Source organism: Pseudomonas entomophila (assembly GCF_029193575.1).
GTDB lineage: Bacteria > Pseudomonadota > Gammaproteobacteria > Pseudomonadales > Pseudomonadaceae > Aquipseudomonas > Aquipseudomonas entomophila_G.
In genome coordinates this window covers 1-23,185 of sequence record NZ_JARGCS010000003.1, presented here as the reverse complement: position 1 = coordinate 23,185, position 23,185 = coordinate 1, and the positions used below count along the sequence as shown (strand labels likewise).

Below are 23,185 nucleotides of genomic sequence, written 5' to 3'. Positions count from 1 at the left end.
TGGACAGAGGCCTGCGCACAGGCCCGCCGACCCCGCTTTGCCATTGCCACTCCTGCCTAATAACCAGAATCAAGGAGTTACCCATGCAAAGACGTACCCTGCTCAAGGCAGGCCTGGCCCTGGGGGCCCTCGGTGGTCTGCCCCTCGGGGCGCACCGGGCCTTCGCCGAAGAGCCGCTGACCTTCTACGGGCTCAAGTCGATGTCCGGCGCCTTCGCCAGCTATGGCAAGTACGCCGACATGGGCTCGCGCCTGGCGATCGCCGAACACCCGCAGGTGCTCGGGCACCCGCTCAAGTACAAGGTCATCGACACCGAAGGCAACGCCGGCAAGGCGGTGCGCAAGGTGCAGGAAGCCATCGGCCAGGATGGCGCGCGGTTCTTCCAGGGCTGCACCTTGTCGTCCTCGGCACTGGCGGTGTCCAAGGAAATCCACAAGGCCGGCGGCGTGTTCATGACCCCGGTGGGCGCCGACGAGATCACCGGCAAGGACTGCAACGCCTCGACCTTCCGCTGGTCGGTGCCCACCTATGGCGCCATCCGCGAAACCCTGGTGCCGATGATCCGCCTGCTGCCCCAGGCCAAGCGCTGGTACACCATCACCCCGCAATACGTGTTCGGCGACGCCCTGCTCGACAACGCCCGCAAGGTGTTCGCCGAGCACGGCGTGGAGCACATCGGCAACAGCTACCACTCGCTGCAGGAGCAAGAGTTCTCCGGCTACCTGACCAATGCCATCGCCGCCAAGCCCGATGTGCTGGTGCTGCTGAACTTCGGCAGCCAGTCGTCCAACGCCCTGCGCCAGGCGGTGAATTTCGGCATCAAGGAACGCATGAAGGTGCTGCTGGTGTGGTCGGCCGGGCTGGACCAGTTCCAAGAACTGGGCAGCGACGTGCTCGAAGGCGTGTACCTCGGCGCGCAGTACTGGCACCAGGTCGACACGCCGCTGAACAAGCAGTTGGTGGCCGCCACCCAGAAGGCCTACGGCATCAACCCCAACTACCCGCTGGCGGCCGACTACATCAGCACCAAGGTGATGCTCGAGGCCATCGTCCAGGCCGGCACCCTCGACGGCGCCAGCGTGGCCCGCAGCCTGCAGGGCATGCGCTTCCAGGGTCCGACCGGCGAGGAGCTGATCCGCCCCGGCGACCACCAGGTACTCAAGGACTACTACCTGCTGCGCGGCAAATCCCAGGCGCAGATGCGCGACGAGGACGACCTGGCCGAGGTGCTCAGCGCCGGCCGCTCGTTCGTCGAGGTCGATCACACCGGTTGCGCCCTGGCCTGAGCCACGGCATTCGTTCCACTTCTACGCAAACGCAGGCGCCCGGCGCGCTGCGGAGGGCACGCTCATGCTCGACTTGTACCTGTTCCAGCTGCTCAACGGCCTTGGCCTGGGGATGATCTACTTCCTCATCGCCGTGGGCCTGACGATCATTTTCGGCCTGCTCAACTTCGTCAACTTCGCCCATGGCGCGTTCTTCCTGCTCGGCGCCTACCTGTGCTACACCGCCGTGGCGGTCACCGGCAGTTTCTGGATGGCGCTGCTGATCGCCCCGCTGCTGGTGGCGGCGCTGGCCTGGGCGGTGGAGCGCCTGCTGATCAAGCGCATCTACCACCTGCCGCACACCTTCCAGATCCTCGTCACCCTGGGCATAGCGCTGATCATCCAGGAAGCCTCGGTGATCATCTGGGGCCCGGTCGGCAAGCACATCGCCGTGCCGCCGGAGTTGCGCGGGGTGCTGATCGTCGGTGACTTCATCTATCCCTACTACCGCCTGTTCCTGATCGCCTTCGCCGCGTTGGTCGGCTTCGGCCTGTGGCTGCTGCTGGAGCGCACACGCTTCGGCGCCCTGGTGCGGGCCGGCAGCGAAAGCACCGAGACCGTGTCGCTGCTGGGCACCAACATCTTCCGCCTGTTCTCACTGACCTTCGCCCTGGGCGTGGGCCTGGCCGGGGTCGCCGGGGTGCTGTTCGCGCCGCTGCGCGGCGCGCAGCCATTCGTGGGGCCGGAGATCCTCGGCATCGCCTTCGTGGTGGTGGTGATCGGTGGCATGGGCTCGTTCGGTGGCGCGCTGGTCGGCGGGCTGCTGGTGGGCGTGGTGCAAAGCATGATGACCAGCCTCTGGCCGCAAGGCGCCAGCTTGATGATCTACGGCGCCATGGCGGCGGTGATCCTGGTCCGTCCCTACGGCCTGTTCGGGAGAGCATGAAGATGAATGAAAAGAACCCACTGGCCGTGGCCAAGCACCGCGCCCCTGCCCTGCTGTTGCTGGTGATCGCCAGCCTGGTCGGCCTGCCGCTGCTGCTGCCCTCGGCGACCCTGGCCACCGAGATCCTGATCTTCGGCCTCGCGGCGCTGGCCTGCAACCTGCTGCTGGGCTACACCGGGCTGCTGTCGTTCGGCCAGGGCATCTTCTTCGGCGCCGGCGCCTATGGCGCGGCACTGCTGATGATCCACCTGCACTGGGGCCTGTTCAGCGCCCTGCTGGGCGCGGCGCTGTTCGGCGCCACCCTGGCGCTGCTGGTGGGCGCCCTGGCGATCCGTCGCAAGGGCATCTACTTCGTCATGCTGACGCTGGCCTTCAGCCAGATGGCCTACTTCCTGGCCTACACCCTGAGCGGCTGGACCGGTGGCGACAACGGCCTGCTCGACGTGCCGCGGCCGAACCTGGTGATCGCCGGCCACACCCTGGTGGACCTGGCCGACCCTCGGCACTTCTATGCCTTCGTCGCGCTGCTGTTCCTGTCGATCTTCGCCTTCGCCCTGCGGGTGATCCGCTCGCCGTTCGGCAGCACGTTGCTGGCGATCCGCGAGAACGAGACCCGCGCCGCGGCCATCGGCTACGACGTGCGCCACTTCAAGATCCTGGTGTTCATGCTGTCGGGCGCCATCACCGGCATCGCCGGGGCGCTGTACGCGATGCTGCTGCACTTCGCGCCGCTGTCGAACATCGACCTGATGATGAGCGAGAACATCCTGATCATGACCATCGTCGGCGGCACCGGCTCGCTGTTCGGTTCGCTGCTGGGCGCAGGCGCCATCGTGGTGCTGGGCGACGTGTTGTCGGAGTTGTGGCCGCGCTGGCTGATGCTGCTGGGGGCGATCCTGATCCTGGTGGTGGTGTTCATGCGCGGCGGCCTGTGGGGCGGCCTGGCCGAGCTGGGCAAGCGCCTGTGCCTGGCCCGCCCGTCCACCGCCAAGACCAAGGAGACCCTGTGATGAGCGACCTGCTTCTGGAAACCCGTGGCCTGGAACTGGCCTACGGGCCGTTTCGCGCCGTCAGCGGTGTCGACCTGAAAGTCCGCGCCGGCACCATACACACCGTGATCGGCCCCAACGGCGCCGGCAAGACCAGCCTGTTCCACTGCCTGACCGGCGAGCGCCAGGCCACCGCCGGGCAGATCCTGTTCAACGGCCAGGACATCGTCCGCAAGCCGTCGCATGGCCGGGTGGCGCTGGGCATGGCGCGCTCGTTCCAGCTCACCAGCCTGTTCCAGAACCTCTCGGTGCGCGAGAACCTGCGCCTGGCCGCGCAAGGCCGCGACGGCCTGGGCGCGCTGAACTTCTGGCGCAGCGTCGAGCACAAGCGCAGCCACTGGGACACCGCCGACCAGGTGCTCGAACGCCTCAAGCTGGGCGGCCGCGCCGAGACCCTGGCCGGCGAGCTGTCCCACGGCCAGCAACGGGTGCTGGAAGTGGGCATGTCGATCTGCGCCAGGCCGACCCTGCTGATGCTCGACGAACCCACCTCGGGCATGGGCATCGATGACATCCCGGTGATGACCGAGCTGATCAGCGACCTGGGCCGAGACCACACCGTGCTGCTGATCGAGCACAACATGAGCATCGTCATGTCGATCAGCCAGCGCATCACCGTCATGAGCCACGGCCAGATCCTGGTCGAGGGCACCCCGGACCAGGTGCGCAACGACGAGCGCGTGCGCACCGCCTACCTTGGAGAGGCAGCCTGATGCTCACCGTCGACTCGATCCACTCCTACTACGACAAGAGCCACGTGCTCGAAGGCGTCTCGCTGCAGGTCGGCGCGGGCGAGCTGGTGACCCTGCTGGGGCGCAACGGCGCCGGCAAGACCACCACCCTGCGCAGCATCCTCGGCATCGTCCGCCCGCGCCAGGGGCAGATCCACTTCAACGGCCAGGCCCTGGTCGGCCGCGAGATCTTCGACATCGCCCGCCAGGGCATCGCCCTGGTGCCGGAGCACCGGGGCATCTTCCGCCTGCTCAGCGTCGAGGAGAACCTGAAGATCGCCGCGCGCAAGGGCAGCCGCTGGCAGTTGGAAGACGTGTACGCGATGTTCCCGCGCTTGCGGGAGCGCCGGCGCAACAACGGTTTCGCCTTGTCTGGCGGCGAGCAGCAGATGCTGGCCATCGCCCGCGCCCTGCTCAACGACCCCAAGCTGCTGATCCTGGACGAGCCCACCGAGGGCCTCGCCCCGGTGATCGTCGACGAACTGGTGAAGATCCTGCGGCGGATCAAGGGCGAGGGCCTGTCGATCCTGCTGGTGGAACAGAACCTGATGGTCTGCGATGCCCTCGCCGACCGCCACTACGTGCTCGAACAAGGCCGCGTCGCCTACCAAGGCAGCGCCGCCCAGTTCCGCGAAGACCCGAGCATCAAGAATCGCTACCTGGCCCTGAGCGCCTGAACGGAGACTGCCCATGAACACCCGCATCGATCCCTCGCGGCACCTGCTCGGCAAAGGCCCGCAGGTCAACCGCGAGCGCCTCTGGCAATCGCTGATGGACCTCGCCGAACTCGGCGCCACGGCCAAGGGCGGCGTTTGCCGCCTGGCCCTGACCGACCTCGACCGCCAAGCCCGCGACCTGTTCGTGCGCTGGTGCAGCGAGGCCGGCTGCACGGTCAGCATCGACGCCATCGGCAACCTCTTCGCCCGCCGCCCCGGCCGCAACCCGAACCTGCCCCCGGTGATGACCGGCAGCCACATCGACACCCAGCCCACCGGCGGCAAGTTCGACGGTTGCTATGGCGTCATGGCCGGGCTGGAGGTGGTCCGCACGCTCAACGACCTGGGCCTTGAAACCGAAGCGCCACTGGAGGTGGTGGTGTGGACCAACGAGGAGGGCTCGCGCTTTCCGCCATGCATGATGGGTTCGGGCGTGTTCGCCGGGAAGTTCGACCTGCAAGAGACCCTGGACAAGGTCGACGACCAGGGCCTGTCGGTGGGCGCGGAGCTGGCGCGCATCGGCTACGCTGGCCCTCGCGTGCCGACCGGGCATGCGGTCGGCGCCTATTTCGAGGCGCACATCGAGCAGGGCCCGGTACTGGAAGACCAACGCACCACCATCGGTGTGGTCCAGGGCTGCCTGGGGCAGAAATGGTTCGACCTGGTGCTGACCGGCGTCGAAGCCCACGCCGGCCCGACGCCCATGCACCTGCGCAAGGACGCCCTGGTCGGCGCCGCCGAGGTGGTCGCCGCGGTCAACCGCGTGGCCCACGCCCACCAGCCGCATGCCTGCGGCACGGTCGGCTGCCTGAACGTGCACCCCGGCTCGCGCAACGTCATCCCCGGCCAGGTGCACATGACCCTCGACCTGCGCCACCTCGACCCCGGCCACCTCGATGCCATGGTCGCCGAGGTGCGGGCCGCCATCGAGGCGGCGGCGGCCAGCCACGGTTTGCGCGTCGAGATCACGCCCACCGCCGACTTCCCGCCGCTGTACTTCGCCGAAGCCTGCGTCGCCGCCGTGCGCCAGGGTGCCCAAGACCTCGGCCTGAGCCACCTGGACATCGTCAGTGGCGCCGGCCACGACGCGATCTTCCTCGCCGAACTGGGCCCGGCCGGGATGATCTTCGTGCCGTGCGAAGGTGGCATCAGCCACAACGAAATCGAGAATGCCGCCCCCCAGGACCTGGCCGACGGCTGCGATGTGCTGCTGCGCGCCATGTTCCAGGCGGCCAACCCGGGAGCCCGTTGAGATGAGCGAAAAGACCGCATTGGGCGAGTTCAGCGCCGTCGAGCTGCTCGAACTGTACCAGCGTCGCCAGGTGTCGCCGCTGGAGGTGCTCGACGATGTGCTGGCCCGCATCGACCGCCACAACCCGCAGGTCAACGCCTACTGCCACGTCGACCACGAAGGCGCCCGCGCCGCCGCCCGCGCCAGCGAGCGCCGCTGGCAGCGCGGCGAACCCTGTGGGCGCCTGGACGGCGTGCCCGCCTCGATCAAGGACCTCACCCTGACCCGCGGCATGCCCACCCGCAAGGGCTCGCTGACCACCTCGGCCAGCGGCCCCTGGGAGGACGACGCGCCATTCACGGCCTTCATGCGCGCCGCCGGCGCGGTGCTGGTGGGCAAGACCACCACGCCGGAGTTCGGTTGGAAGGGGGTGACCGACAACCCGCTGTACGGCATCACCCGCAACCCTTGGGACACCCGCCTGACGGCGGGCGGCTCCTCGGGCGGCGCGGCGGCCGCGGCGGCACTGAACCTCGGGGTGCTGCACCAGGGCAGCGACGCCGGCGGCTCGATCCGCATTCCCTGCGCCCTCACCGGCACCTTCGGCATCAAGCCGACCTTCGGCTACGTGCCGCAATGGCCGGCCAGCGCGATGACCGTGCTGTCGCACCTGGGGCCGATGACCCGCACCGTGGACGACGCGGTGCTGATGCTCGACTGCGTGGCGCGCCCCGACCCACGCGATGGCCTGGCCGGTGCTCCGCGCCAACGCCCCTGGCTGGCCGACGAACAGGACCTGAGCGGCCTGCGCATCGCCTACAGCGCCGACTTCGGCTACGCCCGGGTCGACCCGCAGGTCCAGGCCCTGGTGGCCCAGGCGGTGCAGCGCCTGGCGCGGCTGGGGGCGCGGGTGGAGGAAGTCGACCCGGGCTTCGCCGACCCGCTGGCCACCTTCAATACCTTGTGGTTCGCCGGTGCCGCACGGCTGACCCGCCACTTCAGCGCAGCGCAGCGGGCGGCGCTGGACCCTGGCTTGCGGGCGATTGCCGAGCAAGGCGCGGGGATCACGCTGGCCGACTACACCGAGGCGCTGGAAGCGCGGGCGGAGCTGATCGCGCGGATGAACGCCTTTCACCAGCGCCATGACGTGCTGGTGTCACCGATGCTGCCGTTGGTGGCGTTCGAGGCCGGCCAGGATGTGCCGCCGGGCTCGGGGATGGGCCAATGGATGGAATGGACGCCGTTCAGCTACCCCTTCAACCTGACCCAACAGCCGGCGGCGTCGGTACCCTGTGGTTTCACCCGCGAGGGCTTGCCGGTGGGCTTGCAGGTGGTGGCGGGCAGGTTCGCCGACGAACAGGTGCTGCGGGTGTGCAAGGTGTATGAGCAGCATTACCCGAGCCGCCACCTGATGGCGCCGGTCGTCGGCTAGGGTCGCCCAGTAGGCGGTGTTACCCGCCGCCACAGGGCCATGCTTGCCTCACGCGGCCGCCCTCACCCCAGGCGGCCAGCGGGCGCATACGGCGCCGGGTCGATGATCGGCTCGGCGCCGGTCAACAGGTCGGTGAACAGCTGGCACGACGCCGGCGCCAGCACCAGCCCGTTGCGGTAATGCCCGCAGTTCAGCCAGAGCCCCGCATGCCCGGGCACCGGCCCGATGTACGGGATGCCCTCCGGCGAGCCAGGCCGCAAACCCGCCCAGTGCCCCACCGGGGTCGCTTCGGCCAGCGCTGGCAACAGCTCGATCGCCGAGGCCTTGAGGCTCGCGAGCGCATCGTCGGTGGGGGTCTTGTCGTAACCGGCATGCTCCAGGGTGCTGCCCACCAGGATATGCCCGTCTCGCCGGGGGATGGCATAGCGCCCCTTGGCCAGCACCATGCTCGGCAGGAAGTCTTCAGCGCACTTGAACAGGATCATCTGCCCCTTCACCGGCTCCACTGGCAGCGCCAGGCCGAGGGTACGCAGCAAATCGCCGCTCCAGGCCCCGGCGCTGAGCACCACGTCATCGGCGGCGAGCACGCCGTCGTCGGTGCGCACGCCGGTGATGCGCCCGCCATCCTGCTGGAAGCCGCTGATGCGGCAGTGTTCGCGCAGGGTCACGTTGGGCAGCGCCAGCAGCGCCGCCTTCAGCGCCTTGACCAGCCGCGGGTTGCGCACGTTGGCCACACCGTCCATGTAGATCGCGCATTGGTAGCCAGGGCCGAGCACCGGCACCGCGTCGTAGGCCGCCGAGATGTCCACGGCACGGAGCGGGCGCTGCTCGCGCTGGGCCCAGGCCAGCGCTTCGGCCTCGTCGTCCAGGTCCAGCCAGTACAGGCCGGTGGTGTGCACCTCGGGGTCGATGCCGGTGCTGGTGAACAGGCGCTCGCCCAACTGTGGATAGAAATCCTGCGACCAGTGCGCCAGGGCGGTGACCGCCGGGCTGTAGCGCCAGGGGTAGAGGGGCGAGACGATGCCTCCGCCGGCCCAGGACGACTCGCGGCCGACCTCGCCCTGGTCGCAGAGCACCACCCGTTCGACCTTTGCCGCCAGGTTGAACGCAGTCAGCAGGCCGATCACCCCGCCGCCGACAATCACTACTTGCTTGCTCATCTGTCGATCCAACACCTGATGTGGAACCTGGAGGCCCTATCGCGGGGCCCGCCCATACTGCAAAAACCCTCAACCACCCCAGCACCCCCCGGTGTCGCCGAGCGCCCCCGGGTTGCCCCGCAGACCGGTCTGGTCGAGCGAATAGTCACCACAACGGTCACGCGCCATCAGCCCCTGGGGCACGCGCACGGCCAGCAACTGGTAGCCGTCGTCGTCACGCCGGGCTTGCAAGCGGTAATAGCGGCTGCCAGCGGGCAGCGGCGTGCGCAACTCGTCGTTATCGGCGTATTGGCCGACACGGGCATGGTGGCGCTCCAGGCGCAAGGCGGCGTCCTGCAGCACGCCGACCACTTCGCTGCGCGCGGCACGCCGAAGCTGGTCGCTATAACTGGGGTAGGCAATGCCCGCCAGAATGCCGGTCACGGCCACGACAAGCAACAACTCGATCAAGCTCAGGCCCCGTTGCATGTCAGGGCTCCCGCAGGCGCTGGCGCCAGAAGAGACGATGAGGCGGCCCGCCCTGTTCCAGGTCGAGCGCATAGACCGCCTCCAGCACCTGCCGCGCGCGCACCTGGCGGCTGACTGCGGTGACCCGGTACAACGCCACCCGCACACCGTCGGCCAGGTGCGCGGCGCGGGTGGTTTCCCCCAGGTGCTGCACGAGGAAGAAGCCATCGTCACCGCGCTGCCAGAGCGGCTCCCCCCCGCGCAGGTCATGGGCATCGCGCGGTGGCGGGCAAGCCAGGCAAGGCGCCTGGGGTGCCTCACCGAGCCGCTGGGCGCCATCCACCAGGCTCGCCTCGGCCTGCTCCAGCGCCTGGGCGGCAGAGGCCAGTTGCCCAGCCGCTTGGGTCTGCAACAACGCATCACGCAGGCTCGAGGACGCGAGCAACCCGATTAGCACGCTCAGCACCAGGGCGAGCAACAGCACCATTCCACGCTGGCGTCTCATGAGGGCGGCAACCGGTTGCGCAGGGCCACGCTCAGCGCATGCCGCTGCTCGATCCGCAGCACTGGTTCGAACAGCTCGAGGCGCAGGTCCAGCCGCTCGCCCTCCCCCGCCTGCTCGCGGGTTATCCACAGCCCCCTGACGTTGTCGATCAACCGCGCGTTGAGGCCCCCGCTGCCGAGCATCAGGCTCCCGTCCTGCACACGGTAGAGGTGTTGGCGCAGGGGAAAGGCCAGGGTGTCGCCGCTGCCCAGGTGGCGCCCCGGCCTGACCTGCGCCCAGCTGCGGCAATCGGTAAGCAGGGTCCAGTCGGGTTGGCCGAACCCACCGGGCAGTTCGGCGGCGAGCAGGCTCAGGCTGGTCAGGCGGCCATCGGCGCCGTGGTTGATCTGCAAGGGGGTGGCGAATGCCCGGGCGACGCCCGGGTCGGGAAAGTCGATGGCCGCGTGAGCCAGGCAACCGAACATGCCGGTCATGCGAATATCCTGGGCCAGGCGTTGCAAGGCCAGGCGCGCGTCGTCCTGCAAGCGGGCAGCCGCACCTTGCAGGTGCCAGGCCTGCTGCACCGCAACCGCCAATTGGCCTGCCGCCGCCAGTAGCATCAGCCCCAGGGCCAGGGCCAGCAACGCCTCCAGCAAGCCGAAACCAGCTTGCCAGCGGCTCATGGCGCGACCTTGCCATGCAGGTGGATGACCTGCCAGCCCGCCTCGCGTGGGTCGCGCCAGCGCACCTCCAGTGCCAGCAGCTCGCCCTGGCGCACGGCGCGGCCTTCAGCCGACGCCCCCAGCTGACGGGCGAGCTGTGCCCGCCAGTTGGCCAGGTCGCCGGCCTGCAAGCGCCCCGCCGCCCGGGCCTGTTCCAGCAGCCCTTGGGCCAGATGCACCGCCTGGGTGTCGCGCCGAGCGCCTTCCGTCGCCTGTTGCGCGCGCACCTGCAAGGCCGCGCTGGCGAACAGGCCGAGCCCCAGCGCCAGCAGCGCCAATAGGACTTCCAACAAGGTCATGCCTTGCGCCCTGGATTTCATGATTACGCCTCCTGCGAATTTTCCTGCGGCATTTGCCTGGCCTGGCCGACTGGACCTCCTGGTCGCCGACCTCGACGCTATAGCGAAGCACTTCCAGGGAGGAATGCACGGTGCGGCAACAGGGCGCAACACTGATACAAATGATGATCGCGCTGAGCGTGGTTGGCCTTCTGGTGCGGCTTGGCGCACCGTCCTACGCAAGCCTGAGCGAAGACCTACACCTCGCAGCAGCCGCACGCGACCTGGCGCAGACCCTGCGCAGTGCGCGCAGTCATGCGTCGCTGCAGCACGCCGCAGTGCGGGTGCAGCCCTTGCAGGAAGATTGGGGGGTGGGGTGGCGCGTGCTGCTGGAGCACGACGGTCAGGTGCTGCGCGAACAACGCCTGGTGCGGCGGGTGCGGATCGTCGCCAACCTGGGCGAGGTGCGCTTCAGTGGGCTAGGTGTGCCGCAACACCGCAGCGGCGCATTTTTCGGCGGTACCCTGGCCTTCTGCAAAGGCCTGAGTGGCTTGAGCTCGCAGCACGTGGTGGTGGCACCCAGCGGAAGGGTCAGCCTGCGCACCGGGGCCAGTGACCAGCCACGGTGCGCGAGCCGCTGATCAAATCAGCGAGCGAACCCGCAGTTCCTTGGGCATGGAGAAAGTGATGTTCTCCTCACGGCCATCGAGTTCCTCGGCGCCGCTGGCACCCCAGGCCTTGAGCTGGTCGATGACCCCGCGCACCAGCACTTCCGGCGCCGAGGCACCCGCGGTGATGCCGATACGGGCGACGCCGTCGAACCAACCCTGTTGCAAGTCCTCCGCGCCATCGATCAGGTACGCCGGGGTGCCCATGCGCTCGGCCAACTCGCGCAGGCGGTTGGAGTTGGAGCTGTTGGGGCTGCCCACCACCAGTACCACATCGCTCTCGTCAGCCAATTGCTTGACCGCGTCCTGGCGGTTCTGGGTGGCGTAGCAGATGTCGTCCTTGCGCGGGCCGCCGATGTTCGGGAAGCGCGCGCGCAGGGCGTCGATGACCCGGCTGGTGTCATCCATCGACAGGGTGGTCTGGGTGACGAAGGCCAGGTGGTCCGGGTCGCGCACCTGCAGGGTGGCGACGTCTTCCTCGTCCTCGACGAGGTAGATGGCACCACCGTTGCTGGTGTCGTACTGGCCCATGGTGCCCTCGACCTCCGGGTGCCCGGCGTGGCCGATGAGAATGCACTCACGGCCATCACGGCTGTACTTGGCGACTTCGATGTGCACCTTGGTCACCAGCGGGCAGGTCGCGTCGAACACCTTCAGGCCGCGGCCGGCGGCTTCCTGGCGCACGGCCTGGGAAACGCCGTGGGCGCTGAAGATAACGATGACGTCGTCCGGCACCTGGTCGAGTTCCTCGACGAACACCGCGCCACGGTTGCGCAGGTCCTCGACCACGAACTTGTTGTGCACCACTTCATGGCGCACGTAGATCGGCGGGCCGAAGACTTCCAGGGCACGGTTGACGATTTCGATCGCCCGGTCCACCCCCGCACAGAAGCCGCGGGGGTTGGCGAGTTTGATTTGCATGCGAGGCTCCAGGCTCACAGGCCCTTGACGTCGAGGATCTCAACCTCGAAGTTCAGGGTCTTGCCGGCCAGTGGGTGATTGAAGTCGATGGTCACTTGCTGGTCATCGAAGGCTTTTACCACGCCCGGCAGCTCGGTGTTGGCGGCGTCGTTGAAGATCACCAGCAAGCCCTCGGACAGCTCCATGCCCTCGAACTGCGAACGCGGCATTACCTGCACGTTCTGCGGGTTCGGCTGGCCGAAGGCGTTTTCCGGGGCGACCACCACGGTGCGCTTGTCGCCGGCCTTGAAACCGAACAGCGCGCTCTCGAAGCCGGGCAGCAGGTTGCCGTCACCGACCTTGAAGGTGGCCGGGGCCTTGTCGAAGGTGCTGTCGACGGTGTCGCCGTTTTCCAGGTGCAGGGCGAAATGCAGGGTCACTTCGGTATTCTGGCCGATACGGGTCTCAGTCATGGACCGGCTCCTCGGTTTTCTTGCTCTTGAACATGTCCAGCGCCAGCATCACCGCGCCAACGGTGATGGCGCTGTCGGCCAGGTTGAAGGCCGGGAAATAGTGGGTGTTGCGCCAGTGCACGAGGATGAAGTCGACCACATGGCCCAGCACGACACGGTCGTACAGGTTGCCCAGCGCGCCACCCAGCACCAGGGCCAGGGCGACCGCCAGCCAGGTCTCGTTGCGCCCCAGGCGCTTGAGCCAAACCACCAGCACGGCGCTGACCACCACGGCGATCAGGGCGAACAGCCAGCGCTGCCAGCCGGAGCTGTCGGCCAGGAAGCTGAAGGCCGCGCCAGTGTTGTAGGCCAGGGTCCAGCTGAAGTAGTCGGGGATGACCACGATCTGCTGGTACATGGTCAGCGCGCTGTCGAAATACAGCTTGGTGGCCTGGTCGGCGACCAGCACCACCAGGCTCAGCCAGAGCCAGACAAGGCGCCCGAAGCGCCCCGCCGCCGCGGGATTAGGCATAGTGGCGCACCTCGCCGTTGCCGCTGATGTTGTCGACGCAACGGCCGCAGATTTCCGGGTGCTCCGGGTGGCTGCCGACGTCGGCGCGGAAGTGCCAGCAACGGCCGCACTTGGCGTGGCCGGACTTGACCACCTTCAGCTTGAGCCCCTCGACCTCGGTTGTCACCGCCTCGGCTGGCGCCTGGACGAACGGCACCACGCTGGCGGCGGAGGTGATCAGCACGAAGCGCAGCTCGTCGCCCAGCTTGGCCAGGTCGGCGCTCAGGCCCTCGTCGGCGAACAGGGTCACTTCGGCTTGCAGGTTGCCGCCGATGACCTTGGCCACGCGCTGGTTCTCCAGCTCCTTGTTGACCGCCGCCTTGACCGCCATGACGCGGTCCCAGTACGCGCGGTCCAGCTCGGCGCCTTCCGGCAGCTCGGACAGGCCCTGGTACCAGGTGTTGAGCATCACCGATTCGTTGCGCTCGCCCGGCAGGTACTGCCAGATCTCGTCGGCGGTGAACGCCAGGATCGGCGCGATCCAGCGCACTAGCGCCTCGCTGATGTGGTACAGCGCGGTCTGGCAGGAACGCCGCGCGACGCTGTTGGCGCCAGTGGTGTACTGGCGGTCCTTGATGATGTCGAGGTAGAAGCCGCCCAGCTCCTGCACGCAGAAGTTGTGCACCTTGGAATAGACGTTCCAGAAGCGGTATTCGGCGTAGTTCTCTTCCAGCTCGCGCTGCAGCAGCAGGGTGCGGTCGACCGCCCAGCGGTCCAGCGCCAGCATGTCTTCGGCGGGCAGCAGGTCGCGCGCGGGGTCGAAGCCGGAGAGGTTGGAGAGCAGGAAGCGCGCGGTGTTGCGAATACGTCGGTAGGCATCGGCGCTGCGTTGCAGGATCTGCTCGGAGACGGCCATCTCGCCGGAGTAGTCGGTGGCCGAGACCCACAGGCGCAGGATGTCGGCGCCCAGGGTGTCGTTGACCTTCTGCGGCTCGATGGTGTTGCCGAGCGACTTGGACATCTTGCGGCCACTCTCGTCCACGGTGAAGCCGTGGGTCAGCAACTCGCGGTACGGCGCATGGCCGTCGATGGCGCAACCGGTCAACAGGGAGGAGTGGAACCAGCCGCGGTGCTGGTCGGAACCTTCCAGGTACAGGTCGGCGCGCGGGCCGGTGGCGTGGCCGATGTTGTGCGAACCACGCAGCACGTGCCAGTGGGTGGTACCGGAGTCGAACCACACGTCCAGGGTGTCGGCGATCTTGTCGTACTGGGCGGCTTCGTCGCCCAGCAGCTCGGCGGCGTCGAGCTTGAACCAGGCCTCGATGCCCTCCTGCTCGACGCGCTTGGCCACCTCTTCCATCAGCTCGACGGTGCGCGGGTGCAGCTCGCCGGTCTGCTTGCTGAGGAAGAACGGGATCGGCACGCCCCAGTTGCGCTGGCGCGAGATGCACCAGTCCGGACGGTTGGCGATCATCGCGTGCAGACGCGCCTGGCCCCAGGACGGTACGAACTTGGTTTCTTCGATGGCCTTCAGGGCACGCTCGCGCAGGGGCTCGCCGTTGTTCGGCTGCTTGTCCATGCCGACGAACCACTGCGCGGTGGCGCGGTAGATCAGCGGGGTCTTGTGGCGCCAGCAGTGCATGTAGCTGTGGCTGATGGTTTCGGTGTGCAGCAGCGCACCGACTTCTTGCAGTTTTTCGACGATGGCTGGGTTGGCCTTCCAGATGAACTGGCCGCCGAAGAACTCCAGGGAGGGCACGTACACACCGTTGCTCTGCACCGGGGTGAGGATGTCGTCGTTGACCATGCCATAGCGCTTGCAGGTAACAAAGTCGTCCTCGCCATAGGCCGGCGACGAATGCACCACGCCAGTACCGGCGCCCAGTTCGACGTAGTCGGCCAGGTACACCGGCGACAAGCGGTCATAGAACGGGTGGCGGAAGTTGATCAGCTCCAGCGCCGAGCCCGGCGCGGTGGCCAGCACCGAACCTTCGACGCCGTAGCGCTTCAGGCACGACTCGACCAATTCCTCGGCCAGCACCAGCAGGCGGTCGCCCGTATCGACCAGGGCGTAGGTGAACTCCGGGTGGATGTTCAGCGCCTGGTTGGCCGGGATGGTCCATGGGGTGGTGGTCCAGATCACGATGGCGGCGGGCTTGGCCAGCGTGCCCAGGCCGAAGGCGGCGGCCAGCTTGTCTGCGTCGGCGACCGGGAAGGCGACGTCGATGGTCTGGGATTTCTTGTCGGCGTATTCGACCTCGGCCTCGGCCAGCGCCGAGCCGCAATCGAAGCACCAGTTCACCGGCTTGAGGCCCTTGAACACGTAACCTTGCTTGACCATCTCGGCCAGGGCGCGGATCTCGCCGGCCTCGTTGGCGAAGTCCATGGTCTTGTAGGGGTTGCCCCAATCACCCAGCACGCCCAGGCGGATGAACTCGGTCTTCTGCCCTTCGATCTGCTCGGCGGCGTAGGCGCGGCACAGCTCGCGGGTCTGGTCCGGGGTCAGGTGCTTGCCGTGGGTGACCTCGACCTTGTGCTCGATCGGCAGGCCGTGGCAGTCCCAGCCCGGCACGTAGGGCGCATCGAAGCCCGACAGGGTCTTGGAGCGGACGATCATGTCCTTGAGGATCTTGTTCAGCGCATGACCGATGTGGATCTTGCCGTTGGCATAGGGCGGGCCGTCGTGCAGGACGAACTTCGGACGGTCCTTGCCAATTTCGCGCAGCTTCTGGTACAGGCCAATGCTGTCCCAGCGCTGCAGGATCTGCGGTTCGCGCTGAGGCAGGCCGGCCTTCATCGGGAAGGCGGTGTCCGGAAGGTTTAGCGTGGCTTTGTAGTCGGTCATTTCAGGCTCTTCGTTAGCGGTTGAGCGTGCCAGTGGGCACGTGCGGCGGCGATGTCCGCGTCGATCGCCGACTTCAGCGCCTCCAGGGAGGCGAAACGCTGCTCCTCGCGCAGCTTGTGGTGGAATTCCACCGTCAGGCGCCGGCCATACAGGTCACCGGCGAAGTCCAGCAGATGAATCTCCAGGTGGGGCCGACCATCACCGGCGACGGTGGGCCGTACCCCGATGTTGGCGACACCCGGCCAGCGCTGGCCGTCGATCTCGGCGCTGGTCAGGTAGACCCCGGACAGCGGCACGCGGCGGCGCTTGAGCTGGATGTTGGCGGTTGGCGTGCCGAGCTGACGGGCCAGCTTCTGGCCATGCAGCACGCGACCACAGATGGTGTACGGGCGGCCCAGCAGGTGCTCGGCGAGCACGAAGTCGGCGTTGGCCAGCGCGGTACGCACTTCGGTGCTGCTGACGCGCAGGCCATCCTGGACCACGGTGTTGGCCGCCTCGACGCTGAAGCCATAGCGTTTGCCGGCCTCGACCAGGAAGTCGAAGTCGCCGGCGCGATCGCAGCCGAAGCGGAAGTCGTCACCGACCTCCAGGTGGCGCACGCCCAGGCCATCCACCAGCACCGCCTTGACGAAAGCGTCGGCGCTGAGTTTGCTCAGGCGCTGGTTGAAGGCCAGGCACAGCACCCGGTCGATGCCCTCGCCGGCCAGCAGCTCGACCTTTTCGCGCAGACGCGCCAGACGAGCCGGCGCGGTGTCCGGGGCGAAATATTCGCGCGGCTGCGGCTCGAAGATCACCACGCAAGTGGGCAGGCCCAGCGCCTGGCCGCGCTCACGCAAACGCGCCAGGATTGCCTGGTGGCCCCGGTGAACCCCGTCGAAGTTGCCAATGGTGGCGACACAGCCCCGGTGCTCGGGGCGCAGGTTGTGAAGACCTCGAACCAGCTGCATAACGCGCTTCTTGCTCATAAAGTGGCCGATTATAACCACACCCGGGCGCTGGCGACAGGCAGCAGCGCCGTTGCGCGGTGTGGAAGGTGAAAAACCGACGCCTGGCCCGTGACCGGGCTCAGTGCAGGGCCTTGCGGGCGAAATGCCGGGGGCGCAAACCACACAGGTACAGGCAACCGAAGTAGGTCACCACCCCCGCCACGATCAATGCCCCCAGCCGCAGGAAGCGCTCGAGCATGTTGCCTTGCTCCCAGGCCGGCAGGAAATGCATCCCCGCCAGCAGCACCGCCGACATCAGCAGCACCGCCAGCACCAACTTGGCGAGGAACCTCGCCCAACCGGCCTGGGGCTGGAACAGCTTCTGGCTACGCAGCCTCCAGTACAGCAGCCCGGCATTCAGGCACGCGCCGAGGCTGATCGCCAGGGCCAGGCCGGCATGCTTGAGCGGGCCGATCAGCGCCAGGTTGAACAGCTGGGTGCACACCAGGGTGAAAATGGCGATCTTCACCGGGGTACGGATGTTCTGCTGGGCATAGAAGCCGGGGGCCAGCACCTTGACCAGGATGATCGCCAGCAGGCCCACGGAATAGGCGATCAGCGCGCGCTGGGTCATGGCCGCGTCGAAGGCGCTGAACTTGCCGTACTGGAACAGCGCCACGGTCAACGGCTCGGCGAGGATCGCCAGGGCCAGGGTGCACGGCAACACCAGCAGGAAGCACAGGCGCAGGCCCCAGTCGAGGATGCGCGAATACTCCTCGCGGTCCTTGTTGGCGTAGGTCTTGGCCAGGGTCGGCAACAGGATGGTGCCCAGGGCAACGCCCAGCACGCCGGAAGGCAGCTCCATCAGGCGGTCGGCGTAGTACATCCACGACACCGAGCCAGCCACCAGGAAGGAGGCGAAGATGGTGTTGATGATCAGCGAGATCTGGCTCACCGAGACCCCAAGGATCGCTGGCAACATCTGCTTGAGTACCCGCCACACGCCGGTGTCGCGCAGGTTCAGGCGAGGCAGCACGAGCATGCCGATCTTTTTCAGCGCCGGCAGCTGGTACAGCAACTGCGCCAGGCCGCCGGCCAGTACGCCCCAGGCCAGGGCCATGATGGGCGGGTCGAAGTACGGGGTCAGCAGCAGGGCGAAGGTGATCATCGCCACGTTGAGCAGGGTCGGCGTGAAGGCCGGCACCGAAAAACGGTTCCAGGTATTGAGGATGGCCCCGGCCAGCGACGACAGCGAGATCAGCAATATATAAGGAAACGTCACCCGCAGCAGGGCGGTGGTCAGCTCGTATTTCTCTGCGCTATCGACGAAACCGGGCGCGGTGACCCACACCACCCATGGCGCGGCGAGGATGCCCAGGGCGGTGACCAAGGCCAGCACCAGGGTCAGCAGACCGCTGACGTAGGCGATGAAGGTACGGGTGGCCTCCTCGCCCTGCTGGGTCTTGTACTCGGCCAGAATCGGCACGAACGCCTGGGAAAACGCGCCTTCGGCGAAAATCCGCCGAAGCAGGTTGGGGAGCTTGAAGGCGATGAAGAAGGCGTCGGTGGCGATACCGGCGCCGAACACGCGCGCCAGGATGGTGTCGCGCACGAAGCCCAGCACCCGCGAAATCAGGGTGATGGAACTGACGGCGGCAAGGGATTTGAGCAGGTTCATCGAAAAGTTTTCACGTCAGGGACATAAGAGCGCTGCCAGATCGCGCCCGAGTGTGCGATAATCCCGCTTCTATGCAGGGGAAGCCAAAACTCCCGAGTTTACAGGTCGCTGCGCAGAAAGGAATCTCTCCTTCCGCATCAGCACGCCACTCGGCGGAACCCTGCAAGTGGCCTTGACATCCGCTCGACTCATCGGCATGATTCGCGGCCTATTTTGTTTGCTATTTACCCAAAAGTCTTTCGAGGAGCTCGACGGTGGCCAACACACCTTCCGCCAAGAAACGTGCAAAACAGGCTGAGAAGCGTCGCAGCCACAACGCCAGCCTGCGTTCCATGGTCCGTACCTACATCAAGAACGTAGTCAAGGCCATCGACGCTAAAGATGCTGAAAAAGCGCAAGCCGCCTACACCCTGGCTGTGCCTGTAATCGACCGTATGGCCGACAAGGGCATCATCCACAAGAACAAGGCTGCTCGTCACAAAGGCCGTCTGAACGGCCACATCAAGGCGCTGAAAGAAGCTGCAGCTGCCTAAGTGATGCGCTTGTTGAAAAACCGACCCTAGGGTCGGTTTTTTATTGCCTGCGATTTGCCAAATGCGCCTCTGCATCTGTGCATCGCGAAAGGGCCGCGTAGCAGCCCGGATCGTCTGACAGGGGGCGGCTTCGCCCCCTTTCGACACAAGGCCGCGCCTACGGCGCGGGTTACTCCACCGCCGCCGGCTGCCCGATCTGGATCTTCGGCGCCCACTGCAGCCATTCGTCCTCGGCCTTGTCGAACAAGGCGAAGGTCTGCTGCGGCCGCGCCGGGTTACCCATCTTCTCGCCATCGGGCGTGGCGAAGGCGATGCCACCGTCGATCAGCGTCTCCAGCGACTCGGTACGCACCGTGGCGCCCTTGAACAGCCCCCAATCGAAGCCAAACCCGCTGCTGTTCCAGAAGCGGCTGCCACCGCGCACCAACGCCGCATAGCGCGGCTCGATGAGGATGTGGATCAGCACACGGTCGGCGTTCTGCCCCAGCTCGAACCCGGTGACCTTGCCCACCGTGACTTCGCGGTAGGTGACCGGTACACCCGGCTTGATCGAGCCACGGCGCGGCGCGCTCAAGGTCAGCGGCAGGCCGACCTCCTTGCCGGTAAGCTCCGGCGCCTCGGCCAAGGCGATGAAGTCACGTTGCGGCCCCTTGCTCTTTTGTGCGGGCAGCACTTCCAGGTACTGCCCGCCGATCAGGGTGTCGAGGTTCTCGGTGCGTACCAGGCCCAAGGCCGGCTTGACCACCCAGAACTGCGTGCCCGAGCGGGCAATGCGATCCGCGGCATCGGTGATGCGCGCGCGCAATAGCACCGCCTGCATATCGTTGGTCAGGTCGACACTCTCTACACTGCCCACGTCCAGGCCACGGAAACGGATCGGCGTGCCGGGCTTGAGGCCATCGGCGCGATCGACGCGGATGGTGATCGGAGTACCGGCACGGTTGGCCGCCTCTTCGTTTTCCAACAGGCGGAAACGGGGGATATGGCGTTTGAGCGGCACGTTCGGTTGCGGCGTGTCGAAGGCGATACCACCCGCCATGAGGGTCTGCAAGGACTCACTCTTGATCTTGATCCCCGACAAGCCGCCGGAAAGCGTGACACCACTGGCGTTCCAGAAGCGCGTCGAACCGTTCACCAGGTTGGCGTATTCCTTCTCGATGTGCACGCCGATCAGGATACGCTTGCTGTTGCGGGCGAACTGATAGCTCTGCACGCTGCCGACCTTGACCTGACGGTACATCACCGGGCTGCCGACCTCCAGTGAGCCCAAGGTGTCGGCGAACAGCACCAGGTGCAGGCCCGGCGCCTTGAGGTCGAGCGGCGGCGCCTTCGGCCGTGCCTCGAACTCACGTTGCGGCCGGGCGCCCTTCTCGCCTGGTCGAATGGCGATGTAGTTACCCTTCACCAACGCCTCCAGGCCGGTGATGCCTGCCAGCGAGATAGACGGCTTGACCACCCAGAACTGCGTGCCTTCGACCAGGTAGTCCTCGGCCAGCGGGTCGAGGGTCAACTCGGCCATGGCGCTGGCCAAGTCGTCCTCGATCTTCAAGCCCTTCATCGAGCCGACCTGGATGCCCTTGTACATCACCGGCGTGCGCCCCGCCTGCAGGCCCTCGTAGTCACTCAGGCGCACTTTCACGCGAATGCCGGCCTGGGCCGCATCGAAGTCCTCGTAGAGGCGGAATGGCAGGCTTGGATCAGTGGGCGGGCTGTCCTTGCGGTGCTCGGGGGTGGCGAAGGCGATACCACCGGCAACGATGCTGGAGAGCGACTCGCTGCGCACCTTCACGCCGGACAGGTCAGCGTCGATGCTGATGCCGCTGGCATTCCAGAAGCGCGTGTGCTTGCGCACCAGGCTGGCGTAGGCCGGCTCGATGAACAGCTTGATCTCCACAGTGCCCTGGTCTTCGGAGAGGCGGTAACTCTTCACCCGGCCGACCTGGATCTGCTTGTAGAACACCGGGCTGTCACGGTTGAGCGAGCCCAGACGGTCGGCCTTGAGGGTCAGGTGCAGCCCCGGCTCACTATCGGACAGCGGCGGCGCCTCTGACAACGCGGTGAAACGGCGGACGGACTCGCCCTTGCCAGGGTCAACGGCGATGTAGTTGCCAGACACCAGAGTTTCCAGGCCAGAGATACCAGCCAAGCTGACACTCGGCTTGACCAACCAGAAGCGCGTGCCGGTATTGAGGTGCGTTTCGGCGGCCTTGTTCATTTCGATGGTGGCGATCACCCCGGTCTGGCTGCCTTCGGCATCGAGCACCAGCTTGGTCACCTTGCCGACCGACATGCCCTTGTAGATCACTTCGGTCTTGTTGGCGACGATGCCTTCACCGGTAGCGAAGCGCACCTGGATCTCCACACCGGCGTCCCGATAGGCCTGCCACCCCAGCCAGCCGCCGATCACCAAGGCGATCAGCGGCAGGATCCAGATGGCCGACCAGTTCGAGGCTGGGCGGGTTTTAGCCGTAGGCAGGTCACTCATGGTCGTCATCCGACTCCGTGTTATCCCAGATCAGTCGGGGATCGAAAGTTAAAGCGGCGAGCATCGTCAAAATCACCACGCAGGCGAAGGCGACGGCGCCCAGGTTGGCTTCGACACTGGCAATGCGACCGAAATTCACCACTGCCACCAAGATGGCGATGACGAAGATGTCGAGCATGGACCAACGGCCGATGAATTCGATGAAGCGATACATCAGGATGCGCTGACGCGCCGACAGCGGCTGATGCCGTTGCACCGAGTAGAGCAGCAGGCCGATACCGACCAGCTTGAAGGTCGGCACCAGGATACTGGCGATGAACACCACTGCGGCGATGGGCAGCATGCCGTGCTTCATCAGGGTGATGACGCCGGACATGATGGTATCGGGGCTACCCTGGCCAAGGGTACTGACGGTCATGATCGGCAACACATTGGCGGGGATGTAGAGGATCATCGCCGTGATCAGCAACGCCCAGGTGCGCACGATGCTGTTGGGCCTGCGCGCATGGACGACAGCACCGCAGCGGGTGCAGGTTTGCGCGTCGCTGTCGGTGTCGTGCCGGTTCAGTTCGTGGCATTCGTTGCAGACCACGATACCCGCATCAATCGCCCGCATGGGTGTCCTCCCCCGACAACGCGACCCAGATCTGGTGTGGCGACATCACCACCTCCAGCCAAACCTGCACCAATAGCAGACTGATGAAGCAGAACAGGCCCAGGCCTATCGTCAGCTCAGCCAGGTCCACCAATTTGACGATGGCGACCAGCACGCCCATGAAGTACACCTCGAGCATCCCCCACTCTTTCAGATGATGGTAGATGCGGTAGAACAGCAAGCCATGGCCGCGGCCGAAGTTCAGGCGGATGCTCAGCAGCACCGCCAGTTGGCAGAGCAGCTTGAGCAAGGGGACGGCCATGCTGCACAGGAACACCACCACGGCAATGCCGCCCATGCCGGAGTTGTACAGGCCTAGGACGCCGCTCCAGACGGTGTCGTCGGAAGTCTGGCCGAGCAGGTGCAGCTGCATGATGGGCAGGAAATTGGCTGGGACGTAGAGCAACAAAGCGGTCAATACCAGGGCCAGGCTGCGGTTGACGACATTGTGACGGTGCGCGAAAAGCTCATAGCCGCAGCGGGGGCAATGGGCCTTTTCATCGTTCTGCAGGGAAGGCTTGCGCAGCAGCAGGTCGCACTCATGGCAGGCCACGAGCTGATCCAGTGGCAAACCTGCCAGCGCTTCTGGGTCCACGGGGTTGGGCATACGGGAGGTCTGAAAGGGAATGTGGGCTCTATTCTAGTGTTCCGGCTCGAATTGTGGGAGATAGACGCGAGGTTCGCCGGAGCATGTGGCCAATCAGGCACACCATCACTGCGGACGCACCGTCTTTTCCCACGCGCAAAGACAAAACCCCTACCTGCTCGCGCAGATAGGGGTTTTGCGAAATGAATCTTGACGATGACCTACTCTCACATGGGGAAACCCCACACTACCATCGGCGATGCATCGTTTCACTGCTGAGTTCGGGATGGGATCAGGTGGTTCCAATGCTCTATGGTCGTCAAGAAATTCTGTAGCCAGAATGTCCTGTTGGACAGCCCAGCGAATTCGGATATGTGAATTTGTGGTCTTACGAATCTTCGGCTCTTTCGTCTTCACCACCACAATTCGGCGTCTGACGCTCAAATTGCTTGGGTGTTATATGGTCAAGCCTCACGGGCAATTAG

At 66.2% G+C, this 23,185-nt stretch carries 23 protein-coding genes and 1 rRNA gene; 9 read left to right on the top strand and 15 right to left on the bottom strand.

Features of this window, described 5'->3' with window-relative positions; translation table 11 throughout:
- The first annotated feature begins 83 nt into the window (after window positions 1-83).
- From P0Y43_RS00290 to P0Y43_RS00260, 7 genes are all read left to right on the top strand, one after another.
- A complete protein-coding gene (locus tag P0Y43_RS00290; protein WP_275635302.1) occupies window positions 84-1,286 on the top strand; it encodes an ABC transporter substrate-binding protein in 1,203 nt (400 codons plus the stop codon).
- 64 nt (window positions 1,287-1,350) lie between these two features.
- Window positions 1,351-2,211 (top strand): branched-chain amino acid ABC transporter permease, encoded by an 861-nt coding sequence (locus tag P0Y43_RS00285; protein WP_275635301.1) that lies wholly within the window; start codon window positions 1,351-1,353, stop codon window positions 2,209-2,211.
- Between the two features lie 2 nt (window positions 2,212-2,213).
- On the top strand, window positions 2,214-3,221 hold the full coding sequence (locus tag P0Y43_RS00280; protein WP_275635300.1) for a branched-chain amino acid ABC transporter permease: 1,008 nt from the start codon (window positions 2,214-2,216) through the stop codon (window positions 3,219-3,221).
- The gene (locus P0Y43_RS00275; protein ID WP_275635299.1) at window positions 3,221-3,973 is read left to right on the top strand and encodes an ABC transporter ATP-binding protein; all 753 of its coding nucleotides are present in this window, start codon (window positions 3,221-3,223) and stop codon (window positions 3,971-3,973) included. The genes P0Y43_RS00280 and P0Y43_RS00275 overlap by 1 nt, the downstream gene beginning before the upstream one ends.
- Window positions 3,973-4,668, top strand: a complete 696-nt coding sequence (locus P0Y43_RS00270) for an ABC transporter ATP-binding protein (RefSeq protein WP_275635298.1) — start codon at window positions 3,973-3,975, stop codon at window positions 4,666-4,668. Before P0Y43_RS00275 ends, P0Y43_RS00270 begins: the two co-directional genes overlap by 1 nt.
- 13 nt (window positions 4,669-4,681) lie before the next feature.
- Window positions 4,682-5,959 (top strand): Zn-dependent hydrolase, encoded by a 1,278-nt coding sequence (locus P0Y43_RS00265; RefSeq protein WP_430540205.1) that lies wholly within the window; start codon window positions 4,682-4,684, stop codon window positions 5,957-5,959.
- 1 nt (window position 5,960) lies between these two features.
- On the top strand, window positions 5,961-7,370 hold the full coding sequence (locus P0Y43_RS00260) for an amidase (protein ID WP_275635297.1): 1,410 nt from the start codon (window positions 5,961-5,963) through the stop codon (window positions 7,368-7,370).
- A 62-nt stretch (window positions 7,371-7,432) separates the two neighbouring features.
- On the opposite strand, the gene thiO is transcribed toward P0Y43_RS00260, so the two are convergent.
- From thiO to P0Y43_RS00235, 5 genes are all read right to left on the bottom strand, one after another.
- The gene (gene thiO, locus P0Y43_RS00255; protein WP_275635296.1) at window positions 7,433-8,530 is read right to left on the bottom strand and encodes a glycine oxidase ThiO; all 1,098 of its coding nucleotides are present in this window, start codon (window positions 8,528-8,530) and stop codon (window positions 7,433-7,435) included.
- A gap of 69 nt (window positions 8,531-8,599) precedes the next feature.
- A complete protein-coding gene (locus P0Y43_RS00250; protein WP_275635295.1) occupies window positions 8,600-8,998 on the bottom strand; it encodes a type IV pilin protein in 399 nt (132 codons plus the stop codon).
- Window position 8,999: 1 nt separating this feature from the next.
- Entirely contained in the window at window positions 9,000-9,482 is a 483-nt protein-coding gene (locus tag P0Y43_RS00245; RefSeq protein ID WP_275635294.1) for a hypothetical protein, read from the bottom strand.
- Window positions 9,479-10,144, bottom strand: coding sequence for a PilW family protein (locus P0Y43_RS00240; RefSeq protein WP_275635293.1), 666 nt, complete (start codon window positions 10,142-10,144; stop codon window positions 9,479-9,481). Before P0Y43_RS00240 ends, P0Y43_RS00245 begins: the two co-directional genes overlap by 4 nt.
- Window positions 10,141-10,503 (bottom strand): prepilin-type N-terminal cleavage/methylation domain-containing protein, encoded by a 363-nt coding sequence (locus P0Y43_RS00235; RefSeq protein WP_275635292.1) that lies wholly within the window; start codon window positions 10,501-10,503, stop codon window positions 10,141-10,143. Before P0Y43_RS00235 ends, P0Y43_RS00240 begins: the two co-directional genes overlap by 4 nt.
- 110 nt (window positions 10,504-10,613) lie before the next feature.
- Here P0Y43_RS00235 and P0Y43_RS00230 point away from each other — a divergent pair, with 110 nt between their 5' ends.
- Window positions 10,614-11,102: a GspH/FimT family pseudopilin gene (locus P0Y43_RS00230; RefSeq protein WP_275635291.1), complete on the top strand. Its 489-nt coding sequence runs from the start codon at window positions 10,614-10,616 to the stop codon at window positions 11,100-11,102.
- On the opposite strand, the gene ispH is transcribed toward P0Y43_RS00230, so the two are convergent.
- The 6 genes from ispH to murJ all read right to left on the bottom strand — a co-directional run bounded on the left by ispH (window position 11,103) and on the right by murJ (window position 18,441).
- Window positions 11,103-12,050 carry a 4-hydroxy-3-methylbut-2-enyl diphosphate reductase gene (ispH, locus tag P0Y43_RS00225; protein WP_275635290.1) on the bottom strand — a complete coding sequence of 316 codons (948 nt, stop codon included), beginning with the start codon at window positions 12,048-12,050 and terminating at the stop codon, window positions 11,103-11,105.
- 14 nt (window positions 12,051-12,064) lie between these two features.
- Entirely contained in the window at window positions 12,065-12,502 is a 438-nt protein-coding gene (locus P0Y43_RS00220) for an FKBP-type peptidyl-prolyl cis-trans isomerase (protein ID WP_275635289.1), read from the bottom strand.
- A complete protein-coding gene (lspA, locus tag P0Y43_RS00215; RefSeq protein ID WP_275635288.1) occupies window positions 12,495-13,013 on the bottom strand; it encodes a signal peptidase II in 519 nt (172 codons plus the stop codon). Before lspA ends, P0Y43_RS00220 begins: the two co-directional genes overlap by 8 nt.
- The gene (ileS, locus tag P0Y43_RS00210) at window positions 13,006-15,837 is read right to left on the bottom strand and encodes an isoleucine--tRNA ligase (protein ID WP_275635287.1); all 2,832 of its coding nucleotides are present in this window, start codon (window positions 15,835-15,837) and stop codon (window positions 13,006-13,008) included. The genes lspA and ileS overlap by 8 nt, the downstream gene beginning before the upstream one ends.
- A complete protein-coding gene (ribF, locus tag P0Y43_RS00205; RefSeq protein WP_275635286.1) occupies window positions 15,834-16,784 on the bottom strand; it encodes a bifunctional riboflavin kinase/FAD synthetase in 951 nt (316 codons plus the stop codon). Before ribF ends, ileS begins: the two co-directional genes overlap by 4 nt.
- Before the next feature lie 118 nt (window positions 16,785-16,902).
- Window positions 16,903-18,441: a murein biosynthesis integral membrane protein MurJ gene (murJ, locus tag P0Y43_RS00200; protein ID WP_275635285.1), complete on the bottom strand. Its 1,539-nt coding sequence runs from the start codon at window positions 18,439-18,441 to the stop codon at window positions 16,903-16,905.
- A 254-nt stretch (window positions 18,442-18,695) separates the two neighbouring features.
- On the opposite strand from murJ, the gene rpsT reads away from it, so the two are divergent.
- On the top strand, window positions 18,696-18,974 hold the full coding sequence (gene rpsT, locus P0Y43_RS00195) for a 30S ribosomal protein S20 (protein WP_029614579.1): 279 nt from the start codon (window positions 18,696-18,698) through the stop codon (window positions 18,972-18,974).
- Window positions 18,975-19,143: 169 nt separating this feature from the next.
- Here rpsT and P0Y43_RS00190 read toward each other — a convergent pair whose 3' ends face one another.
- From P0Y43_RS00190 to rrf, 4 genes are all read right to left on the bottom strand, one after another.
- Window positions 19,144-21,459 carry a PqiB family protein gene (locus P0Y43_RS00190; RefSeq protein WP_275635284.1) on the bottom strand — a complete coding sequence of 772 codons (2,316 nt, stop codon included), beginning with the start codon at window positions 21,457-21,459 and terminating at the stop codon, window positions 19,144-19,146.
- Window positions 21,452-22,075 (bottom strand): paraquat-inducible protein A, encoded by a 624-nt coding sequence (locus tag P0Y43_RS00185; protein WP_275635283.1) that lies wholly within the window; start codon window positions 22,073-22,075, stop codon window positions 21,452-21,454. Before P0Y43_RS00185 ends, P0Y43_RS00190 begins: the two co-directional genes overlap by 8 nt.
- A complete protein-coding gene (locus P0Y43_RS00180) occupies window positions 22,062-22,721 on the bottom strand; it encodes a paraquat-inducible protein A (RefSeq protein ID WP_275635282.1) in 660 nt (219 codons plus the stop codon). The genes P0Y43_RS00185 and P0Y43_RS00180 overlap by 14 nt, the downstream gene beginning before the upstream one ends.
- A gap of 187 nt (window positions 22,722-22,908) precedes the next feature.
- Window positions 22,909-23,024, bottom strand: a 5S ribosomal RNA gene (gene rrf / locus P0Y43_RS00175).
- Window positions 23,025-23,185 lie beyond the last annotated feature (161 nt).

Excerpts from the sequence above, each read along its gene's own strand:
- P0Y43_RS00290 (WP_275635302.1), top strand. The coding sequence starts at position 84 with ATGCAAAGACGTACCCTGCTCAAGGCAGGCCTGGCCCTGGGGGCCCTC.
- P0Y43_RS00285 (WP_275635301.1), top strand. The coding sequence starts at position 1,351 with ATGCTCGACTTGTACCTGTTCCAGCTGCTCAACGGCCTTGGCCTGGGG.
- P0Y43_RS00280 (WP_275635300.1), top strand. The coding sequence starts at position 2,214 with ATGAATGAAAAGAACCCACTGGCCGTGGCCAAGCACCGCGCCCCTGCC.
- P0Y43_RS00275 (WP_275635299.1), top strand. The coding sequence starts at position 3,221 with ATGAGCGACCTGCTTCTGGAAACCCGTGGCCTGGAACTGGCCTACGGG.
- P0Y43_RS00270 (WP_275635298.1), top strand. The coding sequence starts at position 3,973 with ATGCTCACCGTCGACTCGATCCACTCCTACTACGACAAGAGCCACGTG.
- P0Y43_RS00265 (WP_430540205.1), top strand. The coding sequence starts at position 4,682 with ATGAACACCCGCATCGATCCCTCGCGGCACCTGCTCGGCAAAGGCCCG.
- P0Y43_RS00260 (WP_275635297.1), top strand. The coding sequence starts at position 5,961 with ATGAGCGAAAAGACCGCATTGGGCGAGTTCAGCGCCGTCGAGCTGCTC.
- thiO (WP_275635296.1), bottom strand. The coding sequence starts at position 8,530 with ATGAGCAAGCAAGTAGTGATTGTCGGCGGCGGGGTGATCGGCCTGCTG.
- P0Y43_RS00250 (WP_275635295.1), bottom strand. The coding sequence starts at position 8,998 with ATGCAACGGGGCCTGAGCTTGATCGAGTTGTTGCTTGTCGTGGCCGTG.
- P0Y43_RS00245 (WP_275635294.1), bottom strand. The coding sequence starts at position 9,482 with ATGAGACGCCAGCGTGGAATGGTGCTGTTGCTCGCCCTGGTGCTGAGC.
- P0Y43_RS00240 (WP_275635293.1), bottom strand. The coding sequence starts at position 10,144 with ATGAGCCGCTGGCAAGCTGGTTTCGGCTTGCTGGAGGCGTTGCTGGCC.
- P0Y43_RS00235 (WP_275635292.1), bottom strand. The coding sequence starts at position 10,503 with ATGAAATCCAGGGCGCAAGGCATGACCTTGTTGGAAGTCCTATTGGCG.
- ispH (WP_275635290.1), bottom strand. The coding sequence starts at position 12,050 with ATGCAAATCAAACTCGCCAACCCCCGCGGCTTCTGTGCGGGGGTGGAC.
- P0Y43_RS00220 (WP_275635289.1), bottom strand. The coding sequence starts at position 12,502 with ATGACTGAGACCCGTATCGGCCAGAATACCGAAGTGACCCTGCATTTC.
- lspA (WP_275635288.1), bottom strand. The coding sequence starts at position 13,013 with ATGCCTAATCCCGCGGCGGCGGGGCGCTTCGGGCGCCTTGTCTGGCTC.
- ileS (WP_275635287.1), bottom strand. The coding sequence starts at position 15,837 with ATGACCGACTACAAAGCCACGCTAAACCTTCCGGACACCGCCTTCCCG.
- ribF (WP_275635286.1), bottom strand. The coding sequence starts at position 16,784 with ATGCAGCTGGTTCGAGGTCTTCACAACCTGCGCCCCGAGCACCGGGGC.
- murJ (WP_275635285.1), bottom strand. The coding sequence starts at position 18,441 with ATGAACCTGCTCAAATCCCTTGCCGCCGTCAGTTCCATCACCCTGATT.
- P0Y43_RS00190 (WP_275635284.1), bottom strand. The coding sequence starts at position 21,459 with ATGAGTGACCTGCCTACGGCTAAAACCCGCCCAGCCTCGAACTGGTCG.
- P0Y43_RS00185 (WP_275635283.1), bottom strand. The coding sequence starts at position 22,075 with ATGCGGGCGATTGATGCGGGTATCGTGGTCTGCAACGAATGCCACGAA.
- P0Y43_RS00180 (WP_275635282.1), bottom strand. The coding sequence starts at position 22,721 with ATGCCCAACCCCGTGGACCCAGAAGCGCTGGCAGGTTTGCCACTGGAT.